This is a genomic window from Pseudomonas sp. CFBP 13719 (genome assembly GCF_014842095.1).
Lineage (GTDB): Bacteria > Pseudomonadota > Gammaproteobacteria > Pseudomonadales > Pseudomonadaceae > Aquipseudomonas.
On the sequence record NZ_JACYVB010000001.1, the window covers coordinates 651,124 to 665,474 of the forward strand.

Here is a 14,351-nt window from a genome sequence, read left to right on the forward strand (position 1 = left end):
TGCTCACTCTTCGCTGGTGTGCACTTTACGGTGCAGGATGGCCTGGAACTCGTCAGCGAACGTGTAGTAACGGTTGATCAGGGTTTCGCTGCGGGCAGCGAAACGGTTGTAGGCGATGACGGCCGGAATCGCTGCGAACAGGCCGATGGCCGTGGCAATCAGTGCTTCGGCAATACCTGGCGCAACGGTGGCCAGAGTCGCCTGTTGGGCCGATGCCAGGCCGCGGAACGAGTTCATGATGCCCCATACGGTACCGAACAGACCCACGTAGGGGCTGGTGGAACCGACGGTTGCCAGGAATGGCAGACCCTGTTCGAGCTTCTCTTCCTCACGGGAAATCGCCACGCGCATGGCACGGCCCACGCCTTCCATCACGGCATCGGGATCGACGCCCTGCTGCTGGCGCAGGCGGGAAAACTCCTTGAAGCCAGCACGGAAAATCTGCTCGACACCCGAATCAGGGTCGGGATTGCTGCCAGCCTGACGGTACAGCTTGGATAGGTCGATACCCGACCAGAAGCGTTCCTCGAAGCTGTCCAGGGCACGACGACCGGCGCGCAGCATCGAGCTGCGCTGAAAGATCATGACCCACGAGGTGACCGAGGCGGCCACCAGAATAAGCATTACCAACTGCACCACGACACTGGCATTGCTGACCAAACTCCACATGGAGGTATGGTCGACGACGTTAGCTTCCACGCTTAATCTCCTGCATTGGATTGTTTGCCCAGGCCGCCCGCGTCGGCAAGGGCCGCACGCAAGGCTGGGGGAATGGCCCGGGGTCTGAAGTTATCGGCGCGCACACAGGCCACCATGAACTGCCCTTCGCAGAGCAGCGTTGTATCCGTCACACGCCAGACCTGCTGTTTGAAACGCAGGCTGGCGCGATTCAATTCGGTTATTTCGGCGGTCACCGTCAGCTCGTCGTCCAACCGCGCCGGCGCATGGTAGCGCGCCTCTGCCGAATGCACGACGAACAGCAGGTTCTCACCTGCCAGCTGCGACTGGACGAAACCCAGCGCACGCAGGTGCTCGGTACGAGCCCGCTCCATGAATTTCAGGTAATTGACGTAGTAGACGACGCCGCCGGCATCGGTGTCTTCGTAATAGACCCGACACGGATGGGCGAACGCCTGAACCCCGTTTTGCGCGCGCATACTCTAGTGCTTACTCCTCAGGTTGCCAATCCGCCCAGGCAACTGTTTTTTCGTCGCGTGTGCAGGCAAAGCCCATGCAAAAGCTGCGTCAGCCCCTAGGACCACGCAAAGCCGAATTAGGTCGCCGTGCGATGCGCCTTTCATGCGTCGATTTCTTCGGACATGGCATCGCTGCCCGGCATGTCGCCCAGCCGGTTGGGAATGTTCAGACCGAAATGCAGGTAGGCGTGGCGAGTCACGACCCGGCCACGCGGAGTACGCATGATGTAGCCCTGCTGAATGAGGTAAGGCTCCAGGACGTCCTCGATGGTGTGGCGCTCTTCGCTGATCGCTGCGGCAAGACTGTCGACGCCCACCGGGCCACCGTCGAACTTCTCGATCATGGTCAGCAGCAGCCGGCGATCCTGGTGGTCGAAGCCACGCTCGTCGACGTCGAGCATGTTCAGCGCCAGGTCGGCGATGGGCTTGGTGATGTGCCCTCTGCCACGCACCTGGGCGAAGTCGCGCACGCGGCGCAGCAGGCGATTGGCGATTCGCGGCGTACCGCGGGCGCGGCGGGCGATCTCGAAGGCACCTTCGTCTTCGATCTCCAGGTTGAGGATATTGCCCGAGCGACTGACGATGGTTGCCAGGTCCGCGGTGCTGTAGAACTCCAGGCGCTGGACGATGCCGAAGCGGTCGCGCAGTGGATTGGTCAGCATGCCCGCCCTGGTGGTGGCCCCAACCAGGGTGAACGGTGGCAGATCGAGCTTGATGGAACGTGCCGCAGGACCTTCGCCGATCATGATGTCGAGCTGGAAATCCTCCATGGCCGGATACAGGACTTCCTCGACGATGGGCGACAACCGATGGATCTCGTCGATGAACAGCACATCGTGGGGTTCCAGGTTGGTGAGCAAGGCAGCCAGATCGCCCGGCCGTTCCAGTACCGGCCCCGAGGTGCTCTTGATCGACACGCCCATTTCCTGGGCAATGATATTGGCCAGGGTCGTCTTGCCCAATCCGGGCGGGCCGAAGATCAAGGTGTGATCCAGGGATTCACTGCGCCCGCGCGCGGCCTGGATGAACAGCTCCATCTGCTCGCGCACGGTGGGCTGGCCAATGTAGTCGGCCAGGCTGAGCGGGCGGATGGCCCGGTCCTGTACTTCTTCTCGATCGCGGCCGGTGGCGGCGATCAGACGGTCGGCTTCGATCACTTAGATCATTCCCTTCAACGAGCGGCGGATCAATTCTTCGCTGCTCAGACCCTTGGCGTCGATGGCCGCCACGGCGCGACTGGCTTCCTGGGGCTTGTAGCCCAGCGAGATGAGCGCACTGACGGCATCGGCTTCGGCGCTGTTGACCGGTGCCGGCCCCTGCGGCCCGCTCGGCACCAGCTCGAACATGCTCGGCGTGGTCTGCCAGGCCTTGAAGCGATCCTTGAGTTCGACCAGAAGCCGCTCGGCGGTCTTCTTGCCCACGCCGGGTATCTTCACCAGCGCCGAGGTGTCCTGGGCCTGCACGCAGCGCACCAGTTCATCGACGTCCAACCCCGACATCAGTGCCAGTGCCAGTTTGGGGCCGACGCCGTTTAGGCGGATCAGCTCACGGAACAGCTCGCGCTCGCGCTTTTCATAGAAGCCATAGAGTAACTGAGCGTCTTCGCGCACCACCAGATGGGTGTGCAGGGTCACGGTTTCGCCGACCGGCGGCAAGCGATAGAGCGTGGTCATCGGCACTTCGAGCTCATAGCCCAGCCCGTTGACGTCGAGAATCAGGTGCGGCGGCTGCTTTTCAGCCAAGGTACCGCGCAGGCGTCCAATCACGTATGAATCCTTTGTCGGAAGGCGCAGTCACGCCCTGTTCATGCGGGCCAGTTCAAGGGCCATCATTACAGGACTGAGGTGAGCTGCAAGCAAAAAAGTTTGAAACGATGTAAGCCGCTACAGGCGCAGACGCCCACCGCGACTGCGGGCGGCGCTCAGGCCGTGGGGCATGAGGCTGGATCGGGTGTGCGCGTGGGTGAGTGCGATGGCCAGGGCGTCGGAGGCATCGATCTGGGGTTTCTGGGTCAGTTTGAGCAGGTGCATGACCATCATCTGTACCTGTTCCTTGTTGGCCGCGCCGGTGCCGACGATGGCCTGCTTGACCTGAGTGGCACTGTACTCGGCGATCTCCAGCCCCTCCTCCGCCGCCGCGACGATGGCAGCGCCACGCGCCTGGCCCAGTTTCAGGGCCGAGTCGGCGTTGCGGGCCATGAACACCCGCTCGATGCCCATGGTCACCGGACCGTAGGTCTGGATCACCTCACGCACCCCACGAAAAACGATCTGCAGACGATCATGCAGCAGTCCGCCGCCGGTACGAATACAACCCGAAGCCACGTATTCGCACCCGCGGCCGGTTTCACGCACGACGCCAAACCCGGTGATGCGCGAGCCTGGGTCGATTCCAAGAATTAATGTCATAAAGCCTGCAGTAGTGAGAAACACGGCTGACGCCATCTACCCGTGAAGAGGCCGACACTGGTAAAGCATGGCTTCGATGAAACACGCTGGCCGATCAGCCAAGCTGCTCCATCACGGCGTCGGATATTTCGGCATTGGAATAGACGTTCTGCACGTCATCAAGGTCCTCGAGCATGTCGATCAGCTTCAGTACCTTCTCGGCACCTTCCGCATCGAGTTCGGCACTGGTCGTCGGCGCCATGACGATCTCCGCTTCATCGGCACTGAAACCGGCTGCCTGCAGCGCATTGCCCACCGAGTAGAAACTGGCGAACGAGGTGAACACGTCCATCGATCCGTCGCCATGGGTGACGATGTCGTCGGCATCGGCCTCCATGGCCGCCTCCATCAATGCATCCTCATCGACGCCCGGGGCGAAGGACAACTGACCCTTGCGCTCGAACAGATACGCGACCGAACCATCGGTACCCAGATTGCCGCCGCATTTGCTGAACGCATGGCGCACGGCGGCAGCGGTCCGGTTGCGGTTGTCGGTCATGCATTCGACCAGCACGGCGACGCCACCAGGTCCGTAGCCCTCGTAGCTCAGCTCGACCACGTCGTCGCTGCCGGCCGCCCCGGTGCCCCGCGCAATCGCGCGATCAATGATGTCACGGCTCATGTTGGCGCTCAGCGCCTTGTCCAGAGCCAGCCGCAAGCGCGGATTGGACCCCGGCTCACCACCGCCCTGCCGGGCTGCCACGGTCAGCTCACGAATCCACTTGGTGAAGATCTTGCCCCTCTTGGCATCCTGGCGCTCTTTGCGGTGCTTGATGTTCGCCCACTTGGAATGACCAGCCATAACGCAACTCCGATTTCTGTGTGTTACCCAAACGACCCCTGCCCCCGGCAAGGTTTTTCCATCGCCCAACGCAAGGGCGCATCCGAAGATGCGCCCTGTCTGCAGTTACTCGGCCTTGGGCTGTTCGCGCAGGCGAATGTGCAATTCGCGCAGCGCCTTGGCATCGACCACGCCAGGGGCCTGGGTCATGACGTCGGCGGCGCTCTGGGTTTTCGGGAAGGCGATGACTTCACGAATCGACTGCGCACCGGTCATCAGCATGACCAGACGGTCCAGGCCGAAGGCCAGGCCACCATGGGGTGGTGCACCGTATTTCAGCGCGTCGAGCAGGAAGCCGAACTTCTCTTCCTGTTCCGCCGCCTCGATACCGAGCAGGCGGAACACGGCCTGTTGCATGTCCTTGCGGTGGATACGGATCGAACCGCCACCCAGCTCGGTACCGTTGAGCACCATGTCATAGGCGCGCGACAGCGCAGTGGCCGGATTGGCTTCCAGCTCGGCCGGCGTGCACTTGGGCGCGGTGAACGGATGGTGCAGCGCGCTGAAGCTGCCGTCGTCGTTCTCTTCGAACATCGGGAAGTCGACGACCCACATCGGTGCCCATTCGCAGGTCAGCAAGTCGAGATCGTTGCCCAGCTTGATGCGCAGTGCACCCAGTGCTTCGCTGACGATCTTGGCCTTGTCGGCGCCGAAGAACACGATGTCGCCATCGACCGCGCCAACGCGATCGAGGATCACATTGAGGTTGGCTTCCGGGATGTTCTTGACGATCGGCGACTGCAGGCCCTCGACGCCCTTGGCGCGCTCGTTGACCTTGATGTAGGCCAGGCCCTTGGCACCGTAGATGCCGACGAACTTGGTGTAGTCGTCGATCTGCTTGCGCGGCATGCTCGCCCCGCCCGGAACGCGCAGTGCTGCAACGCGGCACTTGGCATCGTTGGCCGGGCCACTGAAGACCTTGAACTCGACGTCCTTGAGCTGATCGGCGACGTCGACCAGTTCCATCGGGTTGCGCAGGTCGGGCTTGTCCGAGCCGTAGCGGCGCATGGCTTCTTCGAAGGTCATGTGCGGGAAATCGCCGAACTCGACGTCCAGCACTTCCTTGAACAGCTTGCGCACCATGGTTTCGGTGATGCCGATGATTTCGCTCTCGTCGAGGAAACTTGTCTCGATGTCGATCTGAGTGAACTCGGGCTGACGATCGGCACGCAGGTCTTCATCGCGGAAGCACTTGGCGATCTGGTAGTAACGGTCGAAACCGGCCACCATCAGCAACTGCTTGAACAGCTGCGGCGACTGCGGCAGGGCGAAGAAGCTGCCGGGGTGGGTACGGCTGGGTACCAGGTAGTCGCGTGCGCCTTCAGGCGTGGCACGGGTCAGGATCGGCGTTTCGACGTCGAGGAAGCCGTTTTCGTCGAGATAGCGGCGAATGCTGGTGGTGATGCGCGAGCGCAGGCGCAGTTTCTCGGCCATCTCGGGACGGCGCAGGTCGATGAAGCGGTAGCGCAGGCGCGTTTCCTCGCCCACGTCGGAGTATTCGTTGAGCGGAAACGGCGGGGTCTCGGCTTCGTTCAGCACTTCGAGCTCGTAGCCCAGCACTTCGATGGCGCCAGACGCCATGTTTGGATTGACTGCGCCGGCGGGCCGCGCACGGACCTTGCCGGTGACCTTGACCACGTACTCGCTGCGCACGCGATCGGCGGCGGCGAAGCTGTCGGCGCGATCGGGGTCGAAGACCACCTGGGCCATGCCTTCACGATCCCGAATGTCGAGGAAGATCACCCCGCCATGGTCGCGACGGCGATGGACCCAGCCGCACAGGGTGATTTCCTGACCTTCCAGGGTCTCGTTCAGTTGGCCGCAATAGTGGCTGCGCATCATAGTAGTGGTTTCACTTCTCGTAATTCATGATTCGATGACGGCGTGTAGCTGACACGCGGCACCCTGGACATCGTGCTGGAGCGGGCGGGAGCCGGACGACTCACTCGGCCTTGTCGCCGCCTGCCAGATTCTTCTTGTTGCCGGTCTTGAAATCGGTTTCGTACCAGCCGGTGCCGCTGAGGCGGAAGCCCGGCATGGAAAGCACCTTTTTCAGTTGCGGCGCCTGGCAGGCTGGGCAATCGGTCAAAGGCTCGGCGCTGATCTTCTGAATGACTTCCATCTGATGACCGCAGGAAGCACATTGATAGTCGTACATCGGCATGGGTAGTGTCTCGGCAACCAAATGACCGCGGCGCAAGCGGCGCCAGGGCGAAACGCGGGATTATATCCGGTTAATCGACGCTGCGCAGCCGTCCAAGGTAACAGACGACGTTCGATCACGCCCCATCAAGTAGGTGACGCAGACTACCCGTACCAATCCACTGAAATTCTTGACGCCGCCATGGCGTAGGTGGACCTCGCGGTCGACGTAGGAAAGCAGCGCGTTAACCGTGCATTCATTGACCAGGGCAATGCGTTCCAGAATTTCCCAGTAGACCCGCTCCAGGCGCAGGCAGGTGGCGAAACCGTTCAGGCGCACCGAGCGCGAGACGGGCCTGGCCAGGCCCATGTCGAAATTTTCCGAATAGGGATCGATGACAAGCTTGCTCGATCGGTCGAGCTGGCGTGCGCGGGTGACGACGAGGTTCCGTTCCATGGATCAGTGCTTCCTAGATGATCGCCCCTCCAACCCTGGAGGTGTGCTGACGGATCTATGGAAGCGTATCGGCGAACGATGACGACAGAGGAATAGGGAAGTGCATACGTACGAAGCGCGGCGTCGTTGGGTAGGAGGGAACCGCCGCAGCAACGCGCGCAGTACGCGGCGAAAGGCTGGATCGACACGGCGGACGTCGCGCTGGCGAAGGCGCCGCCGTATCGCCAGGGATCAACCTTCGAGCAGCGAACGCAACATCCAGGCAGTCTTCTCGTGCACCTGCATGCGCTGGGTCAGCAGGTCGGCGGTTGGCTCGTCGCTGACCTTGTCCAGCAGCGGAAAGATGCCGCGGGCCGTACGGGTGACGGCTTCCTGACCTTCGACCAGTTGCTTGATCATGTCCTGGGCCGAAGGCACCCCTTCCTCTTCCTTGATCGAAGACAGACGGGCATACACCGAATAGGCGCCGGGCGCGGGAAAGCCGAGGGCGCGGATGCGCTCGGCAATGGAGTCCACGGCCAGCGCCAGTTCGGTGTACTGCTCTTCGAACATCAGGTGCAGGGTACGGAAAGCCGGGCCGGTGACGTTCCAGTGGAAGTTGTGCGTCTTGAGGTACAGGACGTAGGTGTCGGAGAGCAGACGGGACAGGCCGTCCACGATCGATTTGCGATCTTCTTCGCTGATGCCGATATCGATTGCCATGTAATGTCCTTGATGACGATGAATGTATACCACCACGAGTGGACGCCCACTTTACCAAGACCCTTCGGCCCACGCAGCCCTTGCCTGGGGCAAGTTGCGCAGGCTATCCGCTCGACGGCGCCGAGCGGCACTCTGGCCGATTTGAGAAGGGTCGGGCTTTGCTGTTAAATAGGCCGCGTGAGCCGGGGCAATTAATCAAGCCGTGGCGCATAGGCTGATCCCTGCAGATGCTCGGCAATTATTGTCACCCCAACGCTGTGCTTGTTGCGGTATCAGCTCTTCCTGATGCCTGATCTTAGAGTGAGCCAATCAAATGTTGAAAATCGTCCACCTCCTGACGGGCGCAGCGGCCGTGCTGCTGTCGTTCATACCAAGCCTGCGGGCCGATGTAGCGCCGTACCTGCAACAACCCGACGCAATCTACCTGGCGCTGTTCGGTCTGCTCAACCTGCTTTTGGCTCCGGTGATACCGCGCTGGAACAAAGGCCCACGTCATCTGTTGCAAAATCTGGTCAGTGTGCTGCTGGTTGCCTCGGTGATCACCCAGACCCTGACATTGCTGGTGCCGCTGCCGGCCATCGGCATCCTGCCAGGTCTGCTGTGCGCACTGCTCGCGTGCCTGGCGCACCTGTCGATCAGTTTCTACCGCGCGTTACCCGCACCCAGCGCCGTGCAGTACGACATGACCAACCGCGATACCGGCACCGTCAAGTGGTTCAATACGTCGAAGGGCTTCGGCTTCATTTCGCGTGATTCGGGCGACGACATCTTTGTGCATTTTCGCGCCATTCGTGGCGAAGGCCATCGTGTGCTGGTCGAAGGCCAACGGGTCGAGTTCTCGGTCATGAACCGCGACAAAGGACTGCAGGCCGAAGACGTGATTGCGGCATCGCCGCGTCGCTGACTCCACTGCAGCAATAAAAAAACGCGGGCACTGCCCGCGTTTTTCATTGCCGCAAAAAAGGTTTCAGTAATGCGGCGGTGGCGCCTCCTGCGTAGCCGTTTCGAACTGACCGACCATTTCCTCCTGACGCTTGAGCAGCGCGGCGAGCTGCATCTGCAGGCGCTCGATCGCCCGCTGCTGCAGGATCAGTTCGTCGCTGAGCGAAGACAGGGTGTCATCCTGAAACGCCAGACGTGTCTCCAGTTCCATCACGCGATCTTCCAGACTCATGCCCTGCCCTCCGTGAAAACGAAATCGGTGCCCAGCGCGCCTGCCAGCCTCTGGCGAACCGTCGCCAGTTGCTCGGCGGTGTAGGGCATCGCGGGCAGCTTGCCCCACACAGGGGCAGGCCAGGCAGCGTCCGTGCGATAGCGAACGATCACGTGCATATGCAGTTGGCTCACGACATTGCCCAATGTGGCGACATTGATCTTGTCGGCGCCATATTCCTGGTGAAGCAACTTCGCCAATGCATTGGTTTCGCTCCACAGCACTTCACGGTCTGCGTCATCGAGTTCGAAGACCTCGGTGATATCCGGACGTCGCGGCACCAGGATGAACCAGGGATACCTGGCGTCATTACTGAGCAGCAGGCGACAAAGTGCGAAATCACCGATGACATGAGCGTCTCCGGCAAGTCGGGCATCCAGGCTGAACACGGGCGTTCTCCACAGGAAGGAATGGGTGATCGAGGCATGGCCGCGAATCATCGAGCGCCAAGGATAGCGTGCCTGATCGGTTTTTTCCGGGTGAGTCACTATTTACTCGACACGCCGGAAGGCGGCGCACCTGGGGCCGTGCCCGAAGCGAGGCACGGTTTTGGTGCCGCCCGCCCCAGGATCGCCCGCAGCACCGAACCGTACAGACCACTTTTTCGCAGCAGTTCACCCGCTTTATGCGATACCGCGTGTAACTGCCTGACAAGCGGTACTTCTTTACGCAGGCGCGGCGTTGCCAATTCCTGTCGCTGGGCTAGCCTTGCCATTCAGGACGTCACCTTTCGCACCAAAAAGGTCCACCAGGGAAGGTCTCGGTGCATGAAGACCTCGTAATCTACCCACTCGTGTCACCCAGCGGTAACGTTTGCACCGCGAAACAGGATTCACTCGCATGCAGCGGATCGTTACCGGGGAAGCAGGAATGGCTCGATGAGCCGGTTTTACGTGGGCTTGGCCGAACCACTGGAAGAAAAGTGAAAAATATGTGAACTGGTGGCACGTTTGTGCACGCTTGTTGCATTCATCCCAGCATGGTCACCGGGGACGTGGGAAGACGAAACCGGAACAAACGGAAACAGTGAATCAATGAAGCGACGCCAGTACATTAATGCAACCCAAGTGTGGTTGTAAGCGTGGACATGCAACAGCGGACTTGAAGTATCGCCAACATGACCGGCGTGGTATACGTTCCGCGCCGTCATAAAAAGAAAGAACTGCCTCAGATAAAAAAACAGGTGAGGCAGTGGTTACTCTTCTTAAAAAACCAAAGGAGCAAATCACGATGCGCGTGATGAAGTGGAGCATGATCGCACTGGCTGTAACAGCCGGCACCTCGCAGTTGGCTTTGGCCTCAGCCCAGGACGAGTCCAAGGGTTTTGTGGAAGACAGCACCTTGAACCTCAAGCTGCGTGCCCTGTACATGAACCGTGACTACAAGCACGGCGCAGGCAACCCTACCGCTGGCAGCGACAAGGGCTATCGTGAAGACACTGGCCTTGGCGCCCAGATGTTCTACGAGTCGGGCTTCACCCAGGGCACCATCGGTGCCGGTGTCGATGCAATGGGCTTCGGTTCGGTGCGCCTGGACGGCGGTACCGGTCGCCGCAGCAACGGCCTGTTCGCAGCCGACGACGAAGGCAACCTGGAACACAGCCAGACCAAGGGCGGCGCAGCCGTCAAGTTCCGCTTCTCCAATACCGTACTCAAATACGGCCAGCAGATCGTTGCCAGCCCGGTCTTCGCGACCGACGACGGCCGTCTGTTGCCTGAAGTCGCCACCGGCACTTCGATCACCAGCAACGAAATCGACAACCTGACCCTGAACATCGGTCGCTTCACCTCGATGAGTGCGCAGACCGGCATGGGTCACGACTCCCTGGGCCTGAAGTCCGCCGACATCGCCGGCGCCACCTACGCCTTCACCAAGAACTTCACCGGTACGGTCGCTGCGTCCGACGTGGAAGATTACTGGAAGCGTCAGTACGTCAACCTGAACTACACCCTGCCGATCGACGACCTGCAGTCGCTCAACTTCGACTTCAACGCCTATCGCACCAAGAGCCAGGGCGAAGATCTGGGCGGCGACGTCGACAACAAGATCTGGAGCACCGCGGTTGCCTATAGCCTGGGCGCGCACAAGTTCACCCTGGGCTATCAGCGCAGTTCCGGCGACACCGGCTACGCCTACGGCGTGGACGGCGGCGGCACCGTGTTCCTGAACAACTCCGTTCAGTACTCCGACTTCGTCGGCGCCGAAGAGAAATCGTGGCAGGTTCGCTACGACATCAACATGGCAACCTACGGCGTACCCGGCCTGAGCTTCATGACTCGCTACATCACTGGCGACAACATCGAAGCCAGCAACGGCGAAGAAGGCAAAGAGCACGAGTGGGACTTCGAAACCAAGTACGTGGTTCAGCAAGGCCCGATCAAGGACATGTCCTTCCGCCTGCGTAGCGCCATCTACCGCGCCAACAACGCCTACGATGCTGACTACGGTCCGTCGAACAACGACCTGCGCTTCATCGTCGAGTACCCTCTGAGCATCATGTAACAGCCCAGCAGGTCGCTTCACCTCGAAAAGCCCGGCCCTGCCGGGCTTTTCTGCGTCTGAACGGCGGCGCCCGGCAAAGCCCGGCCCTACGCCTGTACGTCGCCCAATCACCCCCGTACAATGCCAGACCTCGATAAAATTTCGCGAAGACAACGGTCAACCATGCGCACCAGTCAATATCTGCTCGCCACACAGAAAGAAACCCCTTCCGATGCGGTCGTGATCAGCCATCAGCTGATGCTGCGTGCCGGCATGATCCGCAAGCTCGCTTCGGGCCTGTACACATGGTTGCCGATGGGTCTTCGGGTGATGCGCAAGGTTGAGCGGATCGTGCGCGAGGAAATGGACGCCGCCGGTGCTCTCGAAGTGCTGATGCCCGGCATCCAGCCGGCCGAACTGTGGCAGGAGTCGGGGCGCTGGGAGCAGTACGGTCCCGAGCTGCTGCGCCTCAAAGACCGCCACGACCGTGACTTCTGCGCCGGCCCCACCCACGAAGAAGTCATTACCGACCTGATGCGCAACGAGCTCAACAGCTACAAGCAGTTGCCCATCAATCTCTACCAGATCCAGACCAAGTTCCGTGACGAGATCCGTCCGCGCTTCGGCCTGATGCGCGGTCGCGAGTTCATCATGAAGGATGCGTACTCCTTCCACGCCGACCAGCCTTCGCTGCAGGCCACCTATGACCGCATGCACCTGGCCTACAGCAACATCTTCACTCGCCTGGGCCTGAAGTTTCGTGCGGTGGAAGCCGACAACGGCTCCATCGGCGGCGCCGGCTCCCACGAATTCCATGTGCTGGCAGAGTCGGGTGAAGACGACATCGTGTTCAGCGATACGTCCGACTACGCGGCCAACATCGAGAAGGCCGAGGCGATTCCGCGCGAAACCGAGCGTGGCGCCGCACTCGAGGAACTGCGCCTGGTCGACACGCCCAACGCCAAGACCATCGCCCAACTGGTGGAAAACTTCGGCCTGCCGATCGAGAAGACCGTGAAGACGCTGGTGGTCCACGCCGCCGAAGAAGGCAAACTGATTGCCCTGATCATCCGTGGCGATCACGAGCTGAACGAGATCAAGGCCGCCAACCAACCGCTGGTTGCCAATCCGCTGGTCATGGCCAGCGAGGCCGAACTGCGTGATGCCATCGGCGCGGGCGCAGGCTCCCTGGGCCCGATGAACCTGCCCCTGACCTGCATCATCGATCGCTCGGTGGCTTTCATGAGCGACTTCGCCGTGGGCGCCAACATCGACGACAAGCATTACTTCGGCGTCAACTGGGAGCGTGATCTGCCGCTGCCAGAAATTGCCGATCTGCGCAACGTGGTCGACGGTGACACCAGCCCGGATGGCCAGGGCACGCTGACCATCAAGCGCGGTATCGAGGTGGGTCATATCTTCCAGCTGGGCACCAAGTACAGCGAAGCCATGAAGTGCCAGGTATTGGGTGAGAACGGCAAGCCGGTGACCTTGGCCATGGGCTGCTACGGCATCGGTGTGTCGCGTGTGGTGGCTGCTGCCATCGAGCAGAACAACGATGCTGGCGGCATCATCTGGAGCGATACCCTGGCGCCCTTCCAGGTCGCCCTGGTGCCGCTACGCTACGAAACCGAGCAAGTGCGCGAAGCCACCGACCGGCTGTACGCGGAACTGACCGAAGCGGGCTTCGAAGTGCTGCTGGACGATCGCGACAAGAAAACCAGCCCCGGGATCAAGTTCGCCGACATGGAGCTGATCGGCATTCCCCATCGGATCGTCATCAGCGACCGTGGCCTGGCCGAAGGCAACCTGGAATACAAGAGCCGTACCGAGGACGCCGCACAGGCCTTGCCTGTCGATGACGTCCTGTCTTTCATCCAGGCTCGCGTGCGCCGCTGACAGATTCGAGAAACCATGTTCAAGCGAACTACCTTGGCCTTCGGTGGTGCTGCCCTGTGCAGCACCCTGCTGGTCAGTGGCTGTGCCAACCAGATGTCGCAGCGCAACGAACACGAAGAGCGCATCGAGCGCAAGCTGCTCGAACACAGCGTGCAGATCGACCTGGGCAAGCCAGAGGTGCTGCAGACGCCGCAACGCCGCGTGCGCATTCGTGAATTCAAGGATTTCGAGGTCACGGCGTTCGAGACCACACGTCACTACGACCGCTACACTCCCTATCAACCCTGGCGTGAAGTCTACGAGATTCCACTAGGGGCAGTGGCCGTGGTAGCCGGCGTCGGCGCCAACGTGGTGAACGTGGCGACCTTTGGCAGCCTGCCCGACAGCGTGACCAAGGACTGGGTCAGCTATGGTTTCGCCGGACTCAATCCGTTCATGAACGTGCAGTCCAACGGCCGTGCCGAGCAGAACCTTGCCGGTATCGACGAGGTGCAGACCGACAGGCGCGTGGAGCACGACAGCACGCCATGGAGTGAACGCCCGGTACAAGTAGGCACCGGCCGCAAGACCTATGACCTGGAAACCGATGCCAACGGTGTGTTGCGCATCAACCTGCTCGACAACCCGTTTGCGGAACAGGATCTGACCCACGTCACACGCCTGCAACTGAGTGTGGTGGATGAGGAAAGCCAGACTCGGGCCAGCGCCCTGCTGCCGGTGAGCCCGGACCTGCGCGGCAAACTGGCCGAAGCGCACACGCTGATCTTCGATGACCTGGAAGGTGACGAGGTCGGTCAGTGGGTGTATCGGGTCAAGCGCCTGGCCGAACTGGGCCTGGAAGACGAAGCCAGCGAACTGGAACAGAGCCTGATCGAACTGACCCGCAACGATCCCGAATTGCAGCAGGATTTCCTCAAGTCGCTGCGCCGGGATACCGGCCGACTGGTCGCCGATCCCGGGACCTGAGCCAGCC

16 protein-coding genes are annotated in these 14,351 nt (G+C 61.1%); 4 read left to right on the forward strand and 12 right to left on the reverse strand.

What is annotated here, in order from left to right:
* Window positions 1–3: 3 nt before the first annotated feature.
* From tolQ to IFT57_RS03130, 10 genes are all read right to left on the reverse strand, one after another.
* Window positions 4–699 (reverse strand): protein TolQ, encoded by a 696-nt coding sequence (gene tolQ, locus IFT57_RS03085; RefSeq protein ID WP_122479311.1) that lies wholly within the window; start codon window positions 697–699, stop codon window positions 4–6.
* 2 nt (window positions 700–701) lie between these two features.
* Window positions 702–1,157 (reverse strand): tol-pal system-associated acyl-CoA thioesterase, encoded by a 456-nt coding sequence (ybgC, locus tag IFT57_RS03090; RefSeq protein ID WP_192150449.1) that lies wholly within the window; start codon window positions 1,155–1,157, stop codon window positions 702–704.
* Window positions 1,158–1,297: 140 nt separating this feature from the next.
* The gene (ruvB, locus tag IFT57_RS03095; protein WP_192150451.1) at window positions 1,298–2,353 is read right to left on the reverse strand and encodes a Holliday junction branch migration DNA helicase RuvB; all 1,056 of its coding nucleotides are present in this window, start codon (window positions 2,351–2,353) and stop codon (window positions 1,298–1,300) included.
* Window positions 2,354–2,962: a Holliday junction branch migration protein RuvA gene (gene ruvA, locus IFT57_RS03100; RefSeq protein WP_043187187.1), complete on the reverse strand. Its 609-nt coding sequence runs from the start codon at window positions 2,960–2,962 to the stop codon at window positions 2,354–2,356.
* A gap of 117 nt (window positions 2,963–3,079) precedes the next feature.
* Window positions 3,080–3,604, reverse strand: a complete 525-nt coding sequence (gene ruvC, locus IFT57_RS03105) for a crossover junction endodeoxyribonuclease RuvC (RefSeq protein WP_122479315.1) — start codon at window positions 3,602–3,604, stop codon at window positions 3,080–3,082.
* A 94-nt stretch (window positions 3,605–3,698) separates the two neighbouring features.
* A complete protein-coding gene (locus IFT57_RS03110; protein ID WP_192150453.1) occupies window positions 3,699–4,445 on the reverse strand; it encodes a YebC/PmpR family DNA-binding transcriptional regulator in 747 nt (248 codons plus the stop codon).
* 105 nt (window positions 4,446–4,550) lie between these two features.
* Window positions 4,551–6,326: an aspartate--tRNA ligase gene (gene aspS, locus IFT57_RS03115; protein ID WP_192049881.1), complete on the reverse strand. Its 1,776-nt coding sequence runs from the start codon at window positions 6,324–6,326 to the stop codon at window positions 4,551–4,553.
* Window positions 6,327–6,426: 100 nt separating this feature from the next.
* Window positions 6,427–6,648 (reverse strand): FmdB family zinc ribbon protein, encoded by a 222-nt coding sequence (locus IFT57_RS03120; protein ID WP_122479318.1) that lies wholly within the window; start codon window positions 6,646–6,648, stop codon window positions 6,427–6,429.
* 60 nt (window positions 6,649–6,708) lie between these two features.
* Complete coding sequence (locus tag IFT57_RS03125) at window positions 6,709–7,083, reverse strand: ribbon-helix-helix domain-containing protein (protein ID WP_192049883.1); 375 nt, start codon at window positions 7,081–7,083, stop codon at window positions 6,709–6,711.
* 231 nt (window positions 7,084–7,314) lie between these two features.
* Window positions 7,315–7,785 (reverse strand): Dps family protein, encoded by a 471-nt coding sequence (locus IFT57_RS03130; RefSeq protein WP_090356750.1) that lies wholly within the window; start codon window positions 7,783–7,785, stop codon window positions 7,315–7,317.
* A 313-nt stretch (window positions 7,786–8,098) separates the two neighbouring features.
* On the opposite strand from IFT57_RS03130, the gene IFT57_RS27085 reads away from it, so the two are divergent.
* Window positions 8,099–8,689 (forward strand): cold-shock protein, encoded by a 591-nt coding sequence (locus IFT57_RS27085; RefSeq protein WP_192150455.1) that lies wholly within the window; start codon window positions 8,099–8,101, stop codon window positions 8,687–8,689.
* Between the two features lie 63 nt (window positions 8,690–8,752).
* On the opposite strand, the gene IFT57_RS03140 is transcribed toward IFT57_RS27085, so the two are convergent.
* Both IFT57_RS03140 and IFT57_RS03145 read right to left on the reverse strand, forming a co-directional pair.
* Complete coding sequence (locus IFT57_RS03140) at window positions 8,753–8,959, reverse strand: SlyX family protein (protein ID WP_049861523.1); 207 nt, start codon at window positions 8,957–8,959, stop codon at window positions 8,753–8,755.
* On the reverse strand, window positions 8,956–9,387 hold the full coding sequence (locus IFT57_RS03145) for an HIT domain-containing protein (protein ID WP_192150875.1): 432 nt from the start codon (window positions 9,385–9,387) through the stop codon (window positions 8,956–8,958). Before IFT57_RS03145 ends, IFT57_RS03140 begins: the two co-directional genes overlap by 4 nt.
* Before the next feature lie 841 nt (window positions 9,388–10,228).
* Between IFT57_RS03145 and IFT57_RS03150 the strand changes: the two genes are divergently transcribed.
* The 3 genes from IFT57_RS03150 to IFT57_RS03160 all read left to right on the forward strand — a co-directional run bounded on the left by IFT57_RS03150 (window position 10,229) and on the right by IFT57_RS03160 (window position 14,344).
* On the forward strand, window positions 10,229–11,500 hold the full coding sequence (locus IFT57_RS03150; protein ID WP_122479320.1) for an OprD family porin: 1,272 nt from the start codon (window positions 10,229–10,231) through the stop codon (window positions 11,498–11,500).
* A 162-nt stretch (window positions 11,501–11,662) separates the two neighbouring features.
* On the forward strand, window positions 11,663–13,378 hold the full coding sequence (locus IFT57_RS03155) for a proline--tRNA ligase (RefSeq protein WP_122713299.1): 1,716 nt from the start codon (window positions 11,663–11,665) through the stop codon (window positions 13,376–13,378).
* 15 nt (window positions 13,379–13,393) lie between these two features.
* Window positions 13,394–14,344 carry a hypothetical protein gene (locus tag IFT57_RS03160; protein WP_192150457.1) on the forward strand — a complete coding sequence of 317 codons (951 nt, stop codon included), beginning with the start codon at window positions 13,394–13,396 and terminating at the stop codon, window positions 14,342–14,344.
* Window positions 14,345–14,351 lie beyond the last annotated feature (7 nt).